Genomic DNA, 16,245 nt, shown 5'->3' with positions numbered 1-16,245 from the left:
CCACTGTGGCGGCCGTCCCGCGCCGGAGGATTGGACGAATGTTCCCTCGGGTTGCTGCCGGGGCTACACGTTCGCCGACATCGAGAACCAGATGTAACCGACAGTGGCCAGGAGCAGGCACACTGCTCCGATCGCCGCGCCCGCCGAGGCCGCGAAGAGCCGTACGGGCCCGGGCCGCCGTGCCGCGAACGCGTACCCGAGGGCGAGGCCGGCGCCGGGGAGCACCGCGGCCGCGATGCCGCATTTGGCCAGGAGCTCCGTGGGCATCCAGTCCAACCGCCAGATGCTCCAGGCCACCAGTCCGTAGCCGGTGAGGGCCGCTGCGCAGAGCACGCTCAGCCCGAGGGTGGCGTACTTGCGCGTGCCGGGATCAGGGAGGGACGTCACGGGCCGATGATCGCACGGCGTCGCGGCCGCCGGTAGACGCACCGGAGGCGGGATGGCGGATGGGGTGTGGCGCCCGGACAGACCGGACAGAGGGGGGTCACGTGCGGGTCAGGGGGCAGTGGGTGGCGTCTGTGGCGTAGGACAGGAGGAGGTCGCGGGCCGTCTCCGTGTCGAACGGCTGCACCGCGTCCAGCAGGTGCAACCCCAGCCCGTCCTCCAGCGCCACCAGGTTCCGGGCGATCGTCATGGCGTCCCGGGTCAGCGTGAAGACGCCGGTCGCCGACCCCGCCTCCAGGATCGCGGCGTACAGGGCCACCTGCCGCTCGTACAGCCGGATGTGCTGGGCCGCGTACGCCGGATCGCGCCGGGCGTGCGCCCCCAGCTCGTACAGCAGCACGCACAGCTCGTCGCCCGGACCGGCGGGCAGGCCGCTGCCGATGGTGATGACCAGGCGCCGCCGCAGGTCGGGCTCGCGGGCGGCGGCGGCCTCGCGGGCGGCGCAGAACCGGTCGACCGCCTCGCGCTGCACCTCCTGCAGCAGGCCGGCCATGCTCGGGAAGTAGTACAGCACCGACCCCGCCGACATGCCGGCGACCTCGGCGACGTCGCGCAGCCGCAGGTCGAGGATGCCGCGTTCGAGCACCGCCCGGCGGGCGGCGGAGACGAGTTCGGCCCGCTTCTCCCGGGCCCGGCTGGGTCGCGCCATGGCCGCGATTCTTCATAGACGCTTCAAAAAACGCAAGCCATCCTTGACGAACGCCCCCGATAGTTCTTTGATACTCGCTCAAGGAACCCCCCAAGGAGGCGTCGTGGCATCAACGGCCGCCCATCCACACCTGCACCGGGGACTCAAGCTCCTCGGCACCCTCCTCCTCACCCTGTCCGCCATCACCCCCGCGTCCTCGGTCTTCATCATCGCCCCCGGCGTGATCTCCCAGGCCGGCAGCGGCGCGATCCTCAGCTACCTGGCCGGCGCCGTCGTGGGCGTGTTCATGGCCTTCGTCTACGCCGAGCTGGGCTCTGCGTTCCCGCTCACCGGCGGCGAGTACGCCATCACCGCCCGGACGCTCGGCCGGCTGCCCGGCTTCGTGGTGCTCGGGCTGATCCTCATCACGCAGCTGCTCATCATCGCCGTCATCGCGCTGGGCGTGGGCGCGTACCTGTCGGTCGTCCTCCCGGGGCTGGACGGGCCGCTGGTGGCGGCCGTGACGTGCCTGCTCACCACCGTCGTGGCGGTCTTCGACATCAAGCTGAACGCCTGGGTGACCGGGGTGTTCCTGGCCATCGAGATGATCGCGCTGGTGGTCGTGGCGGCGCTCGGCCTGTTCAGTCCGCAGCGCTCGCCGGTCGAGCTGATCACCCATCCGGTGGTGGCCGGGGACGGCGGCGCGCTGGTGCCCGCCTCGCTGGGCCTGATCGGCGCGGCGACCGCAGTGGCGATCTTCTCCTACAACGGGTACGGCTCGGCGGTCTACTTCGGCGAGGAGGTGCACGACGCGCCGAAGAGCATCGCCAAGACCGTGCTGTGGGCGCTGGGCGTCACCGTGGCGGCCGAGCTGGTGCCGGTGACGGCGGTGCTGGTGGGCGCGCCGTCGCTGGAGGGCCTGTTCGGCGCGGAGAACATGATGCAGTACTTCGTCACCGCCCGCGCCGGGTCCGTGACCAACACGGTGATCTCCCTGGCCGTGGCGCTGGCCATCCTCAACGCCGTGCTGGCCATCATCCTCATCACCTCGCGCATGTTGTTCAGCACCGGACGGGACCGCGCCTGGCCCGCGCCGGTCAGCCGCCTGCTGTCGTCGATCCACGCCCGGTACGGCTCGCCGTGGGTGGCCACTGTCCTGACCGGCGTGGTCAGCGCGGCCTGCTGCTTCATCGACGAGCGCTTCCTGCTGGTGGTGACCGGCACCTCGATCGTGGCCGTGTACGCGGCGCTGTGCCTGGGCGCGATCGCCGGGCGGCGCAACGGCACGACCGGCCACGCGGCGTACCGCATGCCGTGGTTCCCGCTCGCGCCGGTGCTGGCGCTGGCCGCGCTGGCGTACGTGATCTACCTCAACGCGCTGGACCCGGCGATCGGCCGGCCCAGCCTGTACGTCACCGCCGGGATCGCGGTGGTGTCGGCGGCGTACTATCTGGGAGTGCTGCGGCGGCGCGGCGGGTGGGATCTGGCTGAACCATGAGAGTGATCATCTTCGGGGCGACCGGCATGGTCGGGCGCGGCGTGCTCAGGGAGTGCCTGCTCGACGAGCGCGTGACGGCCGTGCTCACGGTCGGCCGGTCGCCCACGGGGACGGTCCATCCCAAGCTGCGCGAGCTGCTCCATGCCGACCTGTCGGACCTGTCGGCCGTCGAGGGCGAGCTGGCCGGCTACGACGCGTGCTTCTTCTGCCTCGGCGTGTCCGCGGCGGGCATGAGCGAGCAGGAGTACCGGCGGATCACCTACGACTACACGCTGGCGGCCGGCACCACGCTGGCCCGGCTCAGCCCGTCCTCGACCTTCGTCTACGTCTCGGGGGCCGGCACGGACGCGCACGGCCGCGCGATGTGGGCCAGGGTGAAGGGCGCGACGGAGAACGCGCTGCTCGCGCTGCCGTTCCACGCCTACATGTTCCGTCCCGGCTACATCCAGCCGATGCACGGCGTGACCTCGCGCACCCGCTGGTACCGACTGGCCTACGTCGTGGCCGCGCCGCTCTACCCGCTGCTGCGGCGGCTGTTCCCGGCGTCGGTGACGACGACCGAGCGCATCGGCCAGGCGATGATCACCGTGGCCGAGCGCGGCGCGCCCGAGCGGATCCTCGGCCCGGCGGCGATCAACGCCCTGTGACGGCGGCCCGCGGCACCGGCCGCACGGCCCCCGGGATCAGCGGCACGGCCAGCAGCGAGGCGAGCGCGGCCAGCCCCCACACCGCCTCCCACGAGGCGAGGCCGAGCACCACCGGGACGAGCAGCGGGGTCACGAAGCCCGAGGCGAAGCAGGCGGTGCCCTCCAGGCCGAGCGCGCTGCCCGCCCTGGCCGCGCCCGCCATGGCGGCGATCTCGGTGTAGGCGATGCCGTGCCAGGAGTTGGCCAGCAGGCCGCCGATCGCCAGGGCCGCGACGGTGAGCGGGGTGGGCGCCGAGGTGAGCACGGCGGCGGCGGCCATCACGACGCCGGACAGGGTCCCGATGGCGCGGATCCAGGTGCGCCGCCCGCCGCGGCGGTCGGTGCGCCGGCCGGTCCAGATGCGCGCCGCGCCGCCGCCGAGCTGGGCGACGAGCACGGTGAGGGCGGCCAGGCCGGCGCCGGCCCCCTTGACGTCGTGCAGGAAGATCGCGGTGAAGGACAGCACGGCGAACTGCGGCACGGTGAGCAGCCCGCTGGCCAGCGCCACCCGCCACACGTCCCAGCGGCGCAGCGGGGAGGGGCCGGGCTCCGGGGCGACGGCCGCGGCGGCGGGCGCCGGCTCGTGCAGCCAGCGCCAGGTGGCCGCCGCCGCCAGCAGGCAGAACACCGCCGGTACGGCGTAGACGGCGCGGAACCCGTACCGCTCGGCGAGCCAGGGCAGCAGGGCGACCCCAACCGCGCCGCCGACGGGGATGGCCGTCTGGCGGACGCTCATGGCCAGCCCCCGCTCGCCGTCGGCGAACCAGGTCATGACGGCCCGCCCGGAGGCGCCGTTCACGCTGCCGCCCAGCGCCCCGGCGGCCAGCAGGCACGCCGCCAGCAGGGCCACCCCGGCGTGCTCGGCCGGCGTGACGGCGGCGGCCATCACCGCCAGCAGCGCGCCCGTGGCGGTCAGCCCGGCCAGCAGCACGCGGCGGTCGCCCCAGCGGTCGGTGAGCATGCCCCACGCGATGTCGGAGGCGGCCACGCCCAGCCCCAGGCAGGACAGGACCAGGCCGAGCGAGCCCAGCGACAGGTGGTAGCCCGAGCGCATGGAGACCGCGGTCAGCGGGATGCCGGAGAACATGGCCGAGAAGCTGGCCTGGGCGCCGACGCCCACGGACAGCACGACCCATCGGTGCCGCGCGCCGAACCGGCGCGTCCCGCCGCCGACGGTGCTGAGTGTCGCCACGATGCCCCCAAAGTAACCGGATTCAATGGTTAGAAACCTTGGCAGCGCCGGAAGTAACTTGTCAACGCGGTTACGATGGGAGCCGTGGACTTCACCTTCGTCAGCGGCAACCTCGGCCTCGACCTCGCCGGCACCATCGGCCACCGCCGGGGCGCGCGCATCGACCTGCTGGCCTCCCCCGCCGACCTGGCCCGCTGGACGGTCGCCGCCGGGCTCCTCGACGAGCCGCCCGAGACCGGCGACGACGACCTGGCGCGGGCGACGGCCCTGCGCGAGGCGATCTACCGACTGGCCACGGCCGCCCGCGAGGGCAGCCCGTACGACCGGGCCGACCGCGACCTGCTCAACGAGACCGCCCGGCGCCCGCCCGCGGACGTCGCGCTCGAAGAGCGCGGCCTGCGGCGCGGCGGCGGCCTGCCCGGCGCGCTGTCCACGACGGCGCGCGCGGCGATCGAGCTGCTCGGCGGCCCGCAGGCGGAGCTGATCCGCGAGTGCGAGGCCGACCCCTGCACCCGCCTGTACGTCGACGCCTCCCACCGCCGCACCCGCCGCTGGTGCGACATGCGCGGCTGCGGCAACCGCGCCAAGGCGGCGGCCTTCCGCGCCCGCGCGGGCGCCTGACCGGGATGATGGAATAACGGCGGAGGCCGGGACGCTACGATACCTGTCAAAGATTCAACAGTCATGGATGGTGACTAAAGTGCAGTTCGGAATCTTCAGCGTGGGCGACGTGACCACCGACCCCACCACCGGCAGGACCCCGACCGAGCACGAGCGGATCAAGGCGATGGTGGCGATCGCGCTCAAGGCCGAGGAGGTCGGCCTCGACGTGTTCGCGACGGGCGAGCACCACAACCCGCCGTTCGTGCCGTCCTCGCCGACCACCATGCTCGGCTACATCGCGGCCAGGACCGAGCGGCTGATCCTGTCCACCGCCACGACGTTGATCACGACCAACGACCCGGTCAAGATCGCCGAGGACTTCGCCATGCTCCAGCACCTGGCCGACGGCCGGGTGGACCTCATGCTGGGCCGTGGCAACACCGGGCCGGTCTACCCGTGGTTCGGGCAGGACATCCGCCAGGGCATCCCGCTGGCCGTGGAGAACTACGCGCTGCTGCACCAGCTCTGGCGCGAGGACGTCGTCGACTGGGAGGGCCGCTTCCGCACCCCGCTGCAGGGGTTCACCAGCACGCCGCGCCCGCTCGACGGGGTGCCGCCGTTCGTGTGGCACGGCTCGATCCGCAGCCCGGAGATCGCCGAGCAGGCCGCCTACTACGGTGACGGCTTCTTCGCCAACAACATCTTCTGGCCCAAGGAGCACTTCATCCGCCTGATCAACCTCTACCGCCGGCGCTACGCCCACTACGGGCACGGCACGCCCGAGCAGGCGATCGTCGGCCTGGGCGGCCAGGTGTTCATGCGCAAGAACTCCCAGGACGCGGTCCGCGAGTTCCGCCCCTACTTCGACAACGCCCCCGTGTACGGCCACGGGCCGTCGCTGGAGGAGTTCACCGCCGAGACCCCGCTCACCGTGGGCAGCCCGCAGCAGGTCATCGACCGGACGCTGGAGTTCCGCGAGTTCTTCGGCGACTACCAGCGCCAGCTGTTCCTCATGGACCACGCCGGCCTGCCGCTGAAGACCGTGCTGGAGCAGCTCGACATCCTGGGCGAGGAGGTCGTGCCGGTGCTGCGCAAGGAGATGGCCAAGGACCGCCCGGCCGGCGTCCCGGACGCGCCGGCGCACGCCTCGCTGCTCCAGGCCCGTACGTCCCAGGCCGTCGAGGTCTGACCCCTCCAGGGAAGGAGATCCCCCCAATGAAGCTCGTCGTCGTCACGGCCGGCCTGACTCAGCCGTCCTCCACCCGCCTGCTCGCCGACCGGCTGGCCGAGGCCACCCGGCGGCGGCTGGACGGCGCTGCCGAGGTGCGCGTGGTCGAGCTGCGCGACCTGGCCGTGGACATCGCCAACAACCTGGTGACCGGCTTCCCCGGCGCCCGGCTGCGCGAGGTGGTCGAGGCCGTGACGCAGGCCGACGGGCTCATCGCGGTCACGCCGACCTTCAGCGGCTCCTACAGCGGGCTGTTCAAGTCGTTCTTCGACGTCCTGGACAACACGGCCCTGGCGGGCACGCCCGTGCTGATCGCCGCCACGGGCGGCACCGCCCGCCACTCGCTCGTGCTGGAGCACGCGCTGCGCCCGCTGTTCGCCTACCTGCGGGCCGTGGTCGTGCCGACCGCCGTCTACGCCGCCTCGGAGGACTGGGGCGGCGGCGGCGACTCCTTCACCGACGGGCTCGGCGAGCGCATCGACCGGGCCGCCGGCGAGCTGGCCGGCCTGCTGGCGGGCCGCGCTCCCCGCCCGGCCGCGGCTGAGGAAGAAAGCGGGGCCGGGGCTGACGACGAAGTCGTCCCGTTCGCGGAGCAACTCGCGGCTTTGCGCCCACTGCGCTAGTTTGCAGCGGTGCTGACCGCTACATGCCTCTCGCTGTCCCTTGCCTTGACCTGCGTCTCCCCCGCAGACCTCAACAACCCACACAAGAAGGACATCGCCATGCAGCTGGTGTCCAGCGCGGAGAACTCCTCGCTGGACTGGAAGGCCCAGTACGGCTACATCGAGGACATCAAGGACGAACGCGGCTACACCGCGGGCATCATCGGCTTCTGCTCCGGCACCGGCGACATGCTGGAGCTGGTCGAGCTCTACACCAGGCGCAAGCCCTCGAACGTGCTGGCCAAGTACCTGCCCGCGCTGCGCAGGGTCAACGGCACCGACTCCCACAAGGGCCTCGGCAAGCCGTTCGTCAAGGACTGGAAGAAGGCCGCGGCCGACCCCGTCTTCCGGCGGGCCCAGGACCACGAGCGCGACCGCGTCTACTTCGACCCGGCCGTCCGCCGGGCCAAGAAGGACGGCCTGCGGGCGCTCGGCCAGTTCGCCTACTACGACGCCATGGTCATGCACGGCCCCGGCTCCGACAAGCTGAGCTTCGGCGGCATCAGGAAGGCCGCGCTGGCCAAGGCCGCCTCCCCCGCCCGCGGCGGCGACGAGGTCGCCTACCTCAACGCGTTCCTCGACGCCAGGAAGGCGGCGATGAAGGCCGAGGACGCCCACGACGACACCACCCGGGTCGACACCATGCAGCGCGTCTTCCTCAGGAAGGGCAACCTCGACCTCAGGCCGCCGCTGACCTGGAAGGTGTACGGCGACAAGTACACGATCAAGCACTGATCCGGCGATCAGGGTAGGTTGGTGCACAAACCGAACAAACGGGGTTGATCATGTCCAACGGTGCCCGTCATGGTCTGGGAGTGGTCGCGGGGCTGCTCCTTCCGCCGCTGATCGCCGCCTGCCTCATGTACGGCATCGGCGAGCTCGGCCTGACCATGGCCACGCGGTTCAGGGTCTCCTGGATCGGGCTGGCCGTGATCGCGGCGGCCGGGGCCGGTCTGGCGTTCCTGGCCGGCTCGCGCCTGTCACCGATCGCCTCGCTGCTCGGCGGACTGGCCTACACCGCGCTCGGCCTGGTGCCCGCGGTGGAGCTGGGCGCCGGGTTCCGCGTCCTCCCCGACGGGCTGGTCACCGGCAGCCTGGGAGCGGGCCTGCAGACCACGATCTACACCGGGGTCATGCTGTTCCTCGGCGTGGCGCTGCTGGTCGTGTCGGCCTTCCCGTCGCGGTGGCGGTCCCCGGCGCGGCCGTCGGCCTACGCCTCCGAGTACGGCTCGGCGGGGTCGCCGTACCTGCCGCAGGGCACGCCGCACGACGTCACCAGGCCGATGCACCGCGAGTGAGCCCGGCCGGGCCTGGCAGAATGCGGCCATGCGCGACTCGAAGATCGTCGACTTCCTGGCCGAGCTGGCCGACAAGGTGCCCGCCCCCGGCGGCGGGGCCACCGCCGCCCTGCACGCGGCCCAGTCCGCGGCGCTGCTCGGCATGGTGGCCCGCTACACCACCGGCGAGCGGTACGCCGAACACGCCCAGACGGTCGCCGCGGTGATCGAGGAGACCGACGCCCTCCGCGCGCGGACACTGCGGCTGGCCGAGGAGGACGCGGCCGCCTTCACCGCGGTCTCCGACGCCTACCGGCTGCCCAAGGGCGAGGAGCGCAGCGTCTCCATCGCCCGCGCCCTGGCCGGCGCGGCCGAGCCCCCGGCCCTGGTGGTGGCGGCCGCCACGCGCCTGGTCGAGCTCTGCGAGCTGCTGCTGCCGATCGGCAACCGCAACGTCGTCACCGACGTCGCCGCCGCGGCCGAGGCCGCCCGCGCCGCGCTCACCACCGCCCGGGTGAACGTCGAGGTCAACCTGCGGGGCATCAAGGACGAGCAGGTCCGCGAGGAGCTGACGGCCCGCCTGGCGGGCGTCGAGGCGGCCGTCGCCACGGCCGACCGGATCACCGCCGGGGTACGCGAGGAGATCGCCCGATGAGGACGCTGACCGGCCGCGACCTGGCCACCGCGATCAAGGCCCAGACGCAGGCCGAGGCCGCCGCCGGGCCGCAGCCCAGACTGGCCGTCGTGGTGGCCACGGCCGACGAGGCCAGCCTGTGGTACGTCCGCTCGATCGCCAAGGCCGCCGCGGGCGTCGGCGTCGCCTGCGACATCGTCGACCTCGGCGCCGACGCCGACCCCGGGAGGATCCACGAGACGCTGGCCGGGCTCAGCGCCGACGACGCCGTCCACGGGGTCATGCTCCAGACGCCGCTGCCCGCCGGGGCCTCGGCGCAGGAGCTGGCCGCCGCCATCGACCCGCGCAAGGACGTCGACGGCGCGAACCCGCTCTCGCTCGGCCGCCTGGCCGCCGGGCTGCCCGCGTTCCCGCCCGCCACGGCGGCGGCCGTCATGGCCCTGCTCGACCACTACGAGGTGCCGCTCGAAGGGCGGCGGGCGGTGGTCGTCGGCCGCTCGACCGTGGTCGGCAAGCCGCTGGCCCATCTGCTGCTCGACCGGCACGCCACGGTCACCGTCTGCCATTCGCGCACCCGCGACCTGGCCGCCGTCACCGCCGGGGCCGAGGTGCTGGTGGCCGCCGTCGGCCGCGCCGGGCTGATCGGCGCCGCGCACGTCGCGCCCGGCGCGGTGGTCATCGACGTGGGCACCAACCCGACCGACGACGGCGGGCTCACCGGCGACGTCGACTTCGCGGCGGTCGCGGAGGTGGCCGGCGCGCTGACCCCGGTGCCCGGCGGCGTCGGCCCGGTGACGACCGCGCTGCTGCTGCGCCACACCGCCCGCGCGGCGAACCTGCCCTGAGCCCCGACATCCGAGAGTGGAGACCATCGATGGGTGACGTCCTGATCGTGCAGAACAGCAGGAGCGGCGGCCCGAGCCGGCTCGGCGACTGGCTGGAGGAGGCCGGGTTGCGGCTCGACGTGGTGCTCGCGCACGAGGGCGCCCCGCTGCCCGACCGGCTGGACCGGCACGACGCCATGATCATGCTCGGCGGCGGCTACCTGCCCTCCGAGGACGACCGGGCCCCGTGGCTGGCCGATGCCCGCCGGCTGGTGGGCCAGGCGCTGGCGGACGGCGTGCCGCTGTTCGGCATCTGCCTTGGCGGCCAGATGCTGGCCGAGGTGGCCGGCGGCGAGGTGACCGGCGACACCGGCGCGCCGGAGAACGGCAGCCTGCCGGTCACGATCCGGCCCGAGGCGGCCGACGACCCGCTGTTCCAGGGCCTGCCGCCGGTGGTGCCCGCGATCGAGCACCACAAGGACGCCGTCACCCGGCTGCCCGCCGGCGCGGTGTGGCTGGCCGAGACGCGCGCCTGCCCCTACCAGGCGTTCCGGGTGGGCGAGCGGGCGTGGGGGGTGCAGTTCCATCCCGAGGTGCTGCCCGCGCGCGTGCGCGAGTGGACGCCCGACGGCTTCGACCCCGCGGAGGTCTACGCGGGCGCGGTGGCCGACGAGCCGGTCTCCACGCCGATCTGGCGCGAGGTGGCGACCCGCTTCGCCAAGATCGTCCACGCCTGACCTACCGCCTTCGCAGTCGGAGGCGCTCTGCGGCCCGGCGTGCCCGACGGCCGGGGCGACCGGGGCGGGTGGGGCGGGCGGTGGCCGGGGCGTGGGATGAATGGCCCTAACGTGGGGGGAATGCGGGTAGACAGACTTCACGCCTGGCCGGCCGACGCGGCCGAGGCCGAGGCCGTCCAGGACCGGTTGCGCGGCCGCGTGGAGCTCGCCGGGCCCACGGACTTCCCCCTGGTGGCCGGCCTCGACGTGCACTACCACGGCGACGACGAGGTGACGGCGGCGGTGGTCGTCCTGGACGCGGCGACGCTGGAACCGGTCGAGCGGGCGGTGGCCCACGGCCGGGCCGCCTTCCCTTACGTGCCCGGCCTGTTCGCCTTCCGCGAGCTGCCCACCCTGGTGGAGGCGCTCGAACGGCTCACCGTCACCCCCGACCTGCTGGTCTGCGACGGCCACGGCCTGGCCCACCCGCGCGGTTTCGGCCTGGCCTGCCATCTCGGCGTGCTGACCGGCCTGCCCGCGCTCGGCGTGGCCAAGACGCCGTTCGTGGGCGAGCACGAGCCGCCCGGCCGGGAGCGCGGGGACTGGACGCCGATCGTCCACGAGGGCGTCACGGTGGGCAGGGCGCTGCGCACGCGGCGGGACACCAGACCGGTCTACGTCTCCCAGGGCCACCGGATCGGCCTGGACACCGCCACGTCCCAGACCCTGCTGCTCACACCGCGCTACCGCCTGCCCGAGCCGGTGCGCCAGGCCGACCACCTGGCCCGCCACCCCGCCGGGACCTGACCGCACCCTCGACCGCCCCCGCCGGGAAGGCCGGCGCAGGGGGTCGGGGCAGGGAGTCGGCGTACGGAGTCGGCGCAGGTCAGCGGCGCAGGTCAGCGGCGTAGGTCAGCGGCGCCAGGCCCAGGCGACGAGCCACACGCTGAGCCCGAAGATCGTCATGCCCAGCGGCACGTGCGCGGCCACCGCCCCCGACCCGCCGAGCATCGACTGCAGGAAGCCGAGCAGCAGCACCCCCAGGCTGACCAGCGCGGGCCAGCCCGCGCCGCGCCCCGGCCGCCACAGCAGCACGGCCGCGACGAGCTGGAGCAGCCCGAGCAGGTGGACGGCGCCCGCCCCGGCCCCGTGCAGGCCCGCGCCGGCCCCGCTCATGAGCTGCCCCGCCGTGACGGCCTGCAGGAGCACCGACAACATGCTGAGCGTGGCGAGGGCCTTGAACGCGGTCAGATACCCGCTCCCCTTGACGACCTGGGTGACCACTGGACTCTCCTTCGACCTCGGGTGGACGCCCCAGGATCGCGCCGCCGCCGGAGCCGGGCATCCGCCGCCCGTCGTCATCCTCGCTACGCCCAGCGTCGTACGCCCGCCGTAGGCCCGCGCGGGCTCACGCCGGGTTGTACGCTCACGCCGGGTCGTGCGCTCCCGAGGAGGCCAGCGGGGGCAGGATCGCCTGGGCGTCCGCGCCGCCGAACCAGAGCCCGATCACGAACGCGGCCGTCGCCTCCAGCTGCACGGCCCGGTCCAGGCCGCCGCCGTCCAGCGGGGTGCAGCCCAGGTCGCGGACCAGGCCCCGGACCAGGTCGAGCGCCCGGACGTCGTCACCGCACAGGGGCACCGCCAGCGGGCGGCCGCCGAACACGGGCGGCGTCATCCGCCACACGTCCACGTGGCACAGGTTGAACGCCTTCACCACGTGCCCGCCCGTGAGGTCGGCGATCCGGCGGGCGAGCGGACGCGTGACGTCGTACCTGTCGGGGGCGGCGGCGTTCGTCACGTCGATGATCGGCTTGCCGCGCAAGGCCGGGCCGGCGGCGGCCAGCACGTCGCCCAGCCCCGCCTCCCGGACGCCCACCATCACCACCTCGCCGGACGCGGCCGCCTCCGCCCAGCTCCCCCACCGCGCTCCAGGGCGGCCGGCCTGGGCGTTCATGCTCTCCGCGCGGGCACGGGCGCGCTCGGGGTCGCGTCCGCTGACCGTCACCTCGTGCCCGGCCCTGATCCACTGCGTGCCGAGCGCGTCGGCCATGCCGCCGGCGCCCAGAATCCCGATCTTCATGTCGTCCTCCGTGCTGCGAAAGGGCTTTACTAGGACAAGGACTCTAGAAATCCCGTCACGCACCGATCGGTGCCTATCGGAGGCGTTACGTGTTCCTCGCCGACTGCCAGGCCAGACTGGCCTTCGACCTGATCGCCAACACCTGGAACGCGGTCGTCGTCTGGTCGCTGCGCCACGGCCCGTGCCGTCCAGGTGAGCTGCGCGCGGAGATCGGCGGGATCAGCCCCAAGGTGCTCACGGAGACACTGCGCCGCCTGGAGTTCAACGGGCTGGTCGCCCGCCGCGCCTACGCCGAGGCCCCGCCCCGCGTCGAGTACGCGCTGACCGACCTGGGCCGCTCCCTGCTCGGCCCGATCGAGGCGTTCGGCGTGTGGGCCCACGACCACGCCGAGGACGTCATGGACGCCCAGGACCGCTGGACGGACTCGAACTCCCCCGCTTCATGAGGATTCTTTAACGCAGCGTTACTGAGTAATTACTCTGGGTAGCAAGTCGGTGGTTGATCCCACCATCCCCAGGAGGTACTCATGCCTGACGTCCAACGCCGCCGCGCCGCCGTCATCGGAGGCGCGCTGACCGCGGCCCTCGCCGCCGCCCTCTTCGCGGCGCCCGCGTACGCCGTCGTCGATCCCGCCACCGCGGTCCCGTGCGCGGCCGAGGCCGCCGCGGGTCTGGCCGCCCTGGTGGACCCGGCGGCCCCCCAGGCGCCGACCGAGATCCCCGCGGCGGGCTGCTTGCATCCCTGACCGGACGGCCACCACGCGGGCGGTGCGGCGAGCCACGCCGCACCCCCGCCACCGGCCCTGCCCCCTCCGACAGCTCCGACAGCGCAATCCCCGTGCCCGACCAGCAGCAGTCGAGGAGTCCCCATTGAAGTTCCGAATCCTGACCAGCGCAGCAGTCCTCGCTCTGGCGGCGGCGGCCGCCGTTCCCCCAATCGCCCTCGGGTCAGGGGGCCGAAACGATCCGGGGAACATCAATGTCCAGGCCATCGTCGACCGGGTCAACATCTTCACGTCGTAGTGAGGCCACCACAGTTGACCGTGGCCGAGGCCGGGTCCGCTCCCCGGCCGCGGAACACGCTGGAGCACATCGGCTACGTCATGTTCCTCAGCCGGTGGATACAGGCGCCGCTCTACCTCGGGCTGATCGTCGCCCAGGTCGTCTACGTGTGGCGGTTCATGGTCGAACTCGCCCACCTGGTCGAACTCGGGTTCGGCGGCAACCCCCCGGAGACCACGATCATGCTGATCGTCCTCGGGCTCGTCGACGTCGTGATGGTCTCGAACCTGCTGATCATGGTCATCATCGGCGGCTACGAGACCTTCGTCTCACGGCTGCGCATCGACGGCCATCCCGATCAGCCGGAGTGGTTGTCCCATGTCAATGCAAACGTCCTCAAAGTCAAGCTGGCCATGGCGATCATCGGGATCTCGGGGGTGCATCTCCTGCAGATCTTCATCAACGCCGCCCGGCCGGCCATCACCGACAGGGAACTCGTATGGAAGACATTGATCCATCTCACCTTCGTGGTCTCGGCGCTGGCGCTGGCCGTGATGGATCGCATCATGGCGGGCGGGCGGCACGTCCAGCAGGCGCACCGGGACCAGCAGCCCGGCGGCGTCGCGCAGGAGCGGGTCGCCGCCGCCTAGCGATCGCACTGGCGGTCGGCGCGGGGCTGCTGGCCGGCGCGGGCTGGGCGGCGTCGGCGGCGCCGGCGTACGCCTCGGCCGCGGCGCCTGCCCAGGGGCCGCGACCGCTCATCGGCGACGTGGTCGTCTTCAACGACGAGATCGTCGAGCCGGTGTCGCTCCCGGTGAGCACCTGCGGCGGCCTGCTGCCGGTGCTGAGCGGCGCCCCCACCGGGTGCGAGGGCACGTCCAGGGTGTCGGACGACGACGCCTGAGATCTCCGGCGCCCGCCCGCGGGGGCGGGCGGGCGCCGGACCCCGGCCGGGTCAGCCATAGAGGCGTTCGAGAACGTCGGCCGGGTCAGCCGTAGAGGCGTTCGAGGACCTCGGCCACGCCGTCCTCGTCGTTGGAGGACGTGCGGTGCCCGGCCGTGGCCAGCACCAGCGGGTGGGCGTTGGCCATCGCGTAACCGGCCCCGGCGAAGGCCAGCACGGCCAGGTCGTTGGGCATGTCGCCGAACGCCACCACCTCGGCGGGCGCGACCCCGCGTGCCAGGCACAGCTCGGCCAGCATGCCCGCCTTGGTCACGCCCAGCGCGCTGACCTCCAGGAGCCCCGGCACCCCGGAGTGGGTGACCTCGGCCAGTTCCCCCACCGCCGCCGCAGCCAGGGCCGACATCTCGTCGAGGGTGTGCGCGGGCGAGAGCACCAGCAGCTTGACGATCGGCTCGCCCGCCTCGCACGCCGAGGCCACCTCCCGGTAGTGCGCCACGTCGTGCTCGACCCGTCTGGTGTAGCCGGCCTCGGTGAGCACGCCGGTGCCCGTCTCGACGGCGAAGGCCGCCCCGGGCAGGGCCGCGGCCAGGCTGTCGGCCACCTTCCTGGCGGCCTGCGGCTCGATCGTGCGGCTGGCCACGATCCGCGCGGCGGCCAGGTCGTACAGGAGGGCGCCGTTGCTGCAGATCGCGAGGCCCGTCAGGCCCGCCTGGCCGGCGATGGCGTGGATGGAGCGCGGCGGGCGGGCGGTCACGAAGACGATCTCCGCTCCGGCGGCGCGGGCCAGGCCCAGGGCCTGCCGGGTGCGCGGGGAGACGACGCCGGCGGAGGTCAGGAGGGTGCCGTCGAGATCGGTGGCCACGATGCGGGGCGGGGTGGCGGAGGTCACGTCCCCACCGTAGGTCCCGGCCGGGAGGGGGGCAGGAGTAGGGTGCCCTCGTGTCTTCCCTATCGGGGCGTTTCGCCCGGTCCGGACCGCGTCCGGACGACCGGGTCGCCTCCGTCTTCCGGTTCGCGTCGGAGCTGGTCGCCTGGGTCGCGGCGCCGTGGGCGCTGCTTCCCGGGTCGGTGTGGCAGGCCGTGTTGTCGGTCGTGGTGCTGATCGGGCTGCCGACGGTGTTCGCCACGCCCGGCGACAAGCGGGGCGTGCTGGTCGCCGTGCCCGGGTTCGTGACCGTCGGGCTGGTCGCCCTGCAGCTCGTGGTGGCGGTGGCGGCGGCGTGGGTGGCCTGGCACGCGGTCGTGGCGGCGGTGGTCACGGTGCTGGCGGTGGTCACCGTGGTGCTGGAACTGCCGCGCTGGCGCTGGCTGCTGACGGGCTGAGCGGCCGCGCGTCCGGTGGGTCTCAGAGGCGCATCTCGGCGGGGAGGCGGGTGGCGGCGTTGAGCAGCTCCAGGCCGAGCAGGTCGCCCGAGGCGCCGTAGTCGAGGACGGCGTCCTCCGAGACGGTCTGCCGTACCGCCTCACCTGGCACGATTTCGTGCTTCATCGCGATATAGGCGATGTCTTGTTCCTTGTTCCAGCTGACGTACACGGTCCGGGTGAGCTGGCGGTCCGGCGGGGCGTCGTCCGGCCGGAGCAGGCCCTCCTTGGCCTCGTGCGAGCCGGCCAGCGCCGCGCGTACCATGGCCAGCGCCACCTCGACCGCCTCCAGCGAGTCGCGCCCGGTCGCCCGGCGCTCGTGCTCCCATCCGGCCAGCCCGTCGATCCGGTACGGGCACGACCACTCCCCCGCCTCCTCGTACGGCATGCCGACGGCGACGGTCACCTCGCGCGGCGGGACGGTCTCCAGCACCAGCACCCGCTGGGCGATCTCGTACATGCCGCATCATCTACCCAGGCGCCCGCTTCCGGAAGACCCACGGCA

At 73.3% G+C, this 16,245-nt stretch carries 23 protein-coding genes; 16 read left to right on the top strand and 7 right to left on the bottom strand.

Annotated features, from left to right (window positions below; genetic code table 11):
• Positions 1-63: 63 nt before the first annotated feature.
• Positions 64-387 (bottom strand): hypothetical protein, encoded by a 324-nt coding sequence (locus AB0C33_RS10085; protein ID WP_358285589.1) that lies wholly within the window; start codon positions 385-387, stop codon positions 64-66.
• Positions 388-484: 97 nt separating this feature from the next.
• Positions 485-1,093 (bottom strand): TetR/AcrR family transcriptional regulator, encoded by a 609-nt coding sequence (locus AB0C33_RS10080; RefSeq protein WP_358285587.1) that lies wholly within the window; start codon positions 1,091-1,093, stop codon positions 485-487.
• Between the two features lie 103 nt (positions 1,094-1,196).
• Here AB0C33_RS10080 and AB0C33_RS10075 point away from each other — a divergent pair, with 103 nt between their 5' ends.
• Together AB0C33_RS10075 and AB0C33_RS10070 are read left to right on the top strand one after the other, a co-directional pair.
• Complete coding sequence (locus AB0C33_RS10075; protein ID WP_358285585.1) at positions 1,197-2,570, top strand: APC family permease; 1,374 nt, start codon at positions 1,197-1,199, stop codon at positions 2,568-2,570.
• The gene (locus AB0C33_RS10070) at positions 2,567-3,217 is read left to right on the top strand and encodes an NAD(P)H-binding protein (RefSeq protein ID WP_358285582.1); all 651 of its coding nucleotides are present in this window, start codon (positions 2,567-2,569) and stop codon (positions 3,215-3,217) included. Before AB0C33_RS10075 ends, AB0C33_RS10070 begins: the two co-directional genes overlap by 4 nt.
• Here AB0C33_RS10070 and AB0C33_RS10065 read toward each other — a convergent pair.
• Positions 3,204-4,448 (bottom strand): MFS transporter, encoded by a 1,245-nt coding sequence (locus tag AB0C33_RS10065; RefSeq protein ID WP_358285580.1) that lies wholly within the window; start codon positions 4,446-4,448, stop codon positions 3,204-3,206. The genes AB0C33_RS10070 and AB0C33_RS10065 overlap by 14 nt on opposite strands.
• Positions 4,449-4,532: 84 nt before the next feature.
• On the opposite strand from AB0C33_RS10065, the gene AB0C33_RS10060 reads away from it, so the two are divergent.
• The 9 genes from AB0C33_RS10060 to AB0C33_RS10020 all read left to right on the top strand — a co-directional run bounded on the left by AB0C33_RS10060 (position 4,533) and on the right by AB0C33_RS10020 (position 11,199).
• The gene (locus AB0C33_RS10060; RefSeq protein WP_358285576.1) at positions 4,533-5,069 is read left to right on the top strand and encodes a CGNR zinc finger domain-containing protein; all 537 of its coding nucleotides are present in this window, start codon (positions 4,533-4,535) and stop codon (positions 5,067-5,069) included.
• Positions 5,070-5,148: 79 nt separating this feature from the next.
• Positions 5,149-6,240, top strand: coding sequence for an LLM class flavin-dependent oxidoreductase (locus tag AB0C33_RS10055; protein WP_358285574.1), 1,092 nt, complete (start codon positions 5,149-5,151; stop codon positions 6,238-6,240).
• A gap of 26 nt (positions 6,241-6,266) precedes the next feature.
• Positions 6,267-6,902 carry an FMN reductase gene (locus AB0C33_RS10050; RefSeq protein ID WP_358285572.1) on the top strand — a complete coding sequence of 212 codons (636 nt, stop codon included), beginning with the start codon at positions 6,267-6,269 and terminating at the stop codon, positions 6,900-6,902.
• Between the two features lie 99 nt (positions 6,903-7,001).
• Complete coding sequence (locus tag AB0C33_RS10045) at positions 7,002-7,676, top strand: chitosanase (RefSeq protein WP_358285570.1); 675 nt, start codon at positions 7,002-7,004, stop codon at positions 7,674-7,676.
• Positions 7,677-7,726: 50 nt separating this feature from the next.
• Positions 7,727-8,239 (top strand): hypothetical protein, encoded by a 513-nt coding sequence (locus AB0C33_RS10040; protein ID WP_358285567.1) that lies wholly within the window; start codon positions 7,727-7,729, stop codon positions 8,237-8,239.
• Between the two features lie 28 nt (positions 8,240-8,267).
• The gene (locus tag AB0C33_RS10035) at positions 8,268-8,873 is read left to right on the top strand and encodes a cyclodeaminase/cyclohydrolase family protein (RefSeq protein WP_358285565.1); all 606 of its coding nucleotides are present in this window, start codon (positions 8,268-8,270) and stop codon (positions 8,871-8,873) included.
• A complete protein-coding gene (locus AB0C33_RS10030) occupies positions 8,870-9,697 on the top strand; it encodes a bifunctional 5,10-methylenetetrahydrofolate dehydrogenase/5,10-methenyltetrahydrofolate cyclohydrolase (RefSeq protein ID WP_358285564.1) in 828 nt (275 codons plus the stop codon). Before AB0C33_RS10035 ends, AB0C33_RS10030 begins: the two co-directional genes overlap by 4 nt.
• 29 nt (positions 9,698-9,726) lie before the next feature.
• A complete protein-coding gene (locus tag AB0C33_RS10025; RefSeq protein WP_358285562.1) occupies positions 9,727-10,413 on the top strand; it encodes a type 1 glutamine amidotransferase in 687 nt (228 codons plus the stop codon).
• A 120-nt stretch (positions 10,414-10,533) separates the two neighbouring features.
• Positions 10,534-11,199, top strand: a complete 666-nt coding sequence (locus AB0C33_RS10020) for an endonuclease V (protein ID WP_358285559.1) — start codon at positions 10,534-10,536, stop codon at positions 11,197-11,199.
• 105 nt (positions 11,200-11,304) lie between these two features.
• Here the strand turns inward: AB0C33_RS10020 and AB0C33_RS10015 are convergent, their stop codons facing one another.
• Together AB0C33_RS10015 and AB0C33_RS10010 are read right to left on the bottom strand one after the other, a co-directional pair.
• The gene (locus AB0C33_RS10015) at positions 11,305-11,676 is read right to left on the bottom strand and encodes a hypothetical protein (protein ID WP_358285557.1); all 372 of its coding nucleotides are present in this window, start codon (positions 11,674-11,676) and stop codon (positions 11,305-11,307) included.
• Positions 11,677-11,818: 142 nt separating this feature from the next.
• Positions 11,819-12,472 (bottom strand): NAD(P)-binding domain-containing protein, encoded by a 654-nt coding sequence (locus tag AB0C33_RS10010; protein ID WP_352361254.1) that lies wholly within the window; start codon positions 12,470-12,472, stop codon positions 11,819-11,821.
• A gap of 89 nt (positions 12,473-12,561) precedes the next feature.
• Between AB0C33_RS10010 and AB0C33_RS10005 the strand changes: the two genes are divergently transcribed.
• From AB0C33_RS10005 to AB0C33_RS09990, 4 genes are all read left to right on the top strand, one after another.
• Positions 12,562-12,918 (top strand): helix-turn-helix domain-containing protein, encoded by a 357-nt coding sequence (locus tag AB0C33_RS10005; protein ID WP_358285555.1) that lies wholly within the window; start codon positions 12,562-12,564, stop codon positions 12,916-12,918.
• An 81-nt stretch (positions 12,919-12,999) separates the two neighbouring features.
• The gene (locus tag AB0C33_RS10000) at positions 13,000-13,218 is read left to right on the top strand and encodes a hypothetical protein (RefSeq protein ID WP_358285553.1); all 219 of its coding nucleotides are present in this window, start codon (positions 13,000-13,002) and stop codon (positions 13,216-13,218) included.
• 297 nt (positions 13,219-13,515) lie between these two features.
• The gene (locus tag AB0C33_RS09995; protein ID WP_358285991.1) at positions 13,516-14,124 is read left to right on the top strand and encodes a TIGR00645 family protein; all 609 of its coding nucleotides are present in this window, start codon (positions 13,516-13,518) and stop codon (positions 14,122-14,124) included.
• Between the two features lie 119 nt (positions 14,125-14,243).
• The gene (locus AB0C33_RS09990) at positions 14,244-14,378 is read left to right on the top strand and encodes a hypothetical protein (protein WP_352361246.1); all 135 of its coding nucleotides are present in this window, start codon (positions 14,244-14,246) and stop codon (positions 14,376-14,378) included.
• A gap of 85 nt (positions 14,379-14,463) precedes the next feature.
• Here AB0C33_RS09990 and AB0C33_RS09985 read toward each other — a convergent pair whose 3' ends face one another.
• On the bottom strand, positions 14,464-15,267 hold the full coding sequence (locus tag AB0C33_RS09985) for an HAD hydrolase family protein (protein ID WP_358285551.1): 804 nt from the start codon (positions 15,265-15,267) through the stop codon (positions 14,464-14,466).
• Positions 15,268-15,317: 50 nt separating this feature from the next.
• On the opposite strand from AB0C33_RS09985, the gene AB0C33_RS09980 reads away from it, so the two are divergent.
• Positions 15,318-15,701 carry a hypothetical protein gene (locus AB0C33_RS09980; RefSeq protein ID WP_358285550.1) on the top strand — a complete coding sequence of 128 codons (384 nt, stop codon included), beginning with the start codon at positions 15,318-15,320 and terminating at the stop codon, positions 15,699-15,701.
• A gap of 22 nt (positions 15,702-15,723) precedes the next feature.
• On the opposite strand, the gene AB0C33_RS09975 is transcribed toward AB0C33_RS09980, so the two are convergent.
• Positions 15,724-16,200 carry a DUF2283 domain-containing protein gene (locus AB0C33_RS09975; protein WP_358285548.1) on the bottom strand — a complete coding sequence of 159 codons (477 nt, stop codon included), beginning with the start codon at positions 16,198-16,200 and terminating at the stop codon, positions 15,724-15,726.
• Positions 16,201-16,245: the final 45 nt, after the last annotated feature.

The organism is Nonomuraea sp. NPDC048881 (genome assembly GCF_040649795.1).
Classification (GTDB): Bacteria; Actinomycetota; Actinomycetes; order Streptosporangiales; family Streptosporangiaceae; genus Nonomuraea.
Note: the sequence above shows the minus strand (reverse complement) of the source record. Positions and strands in the feature narration are given on the sequence as shown.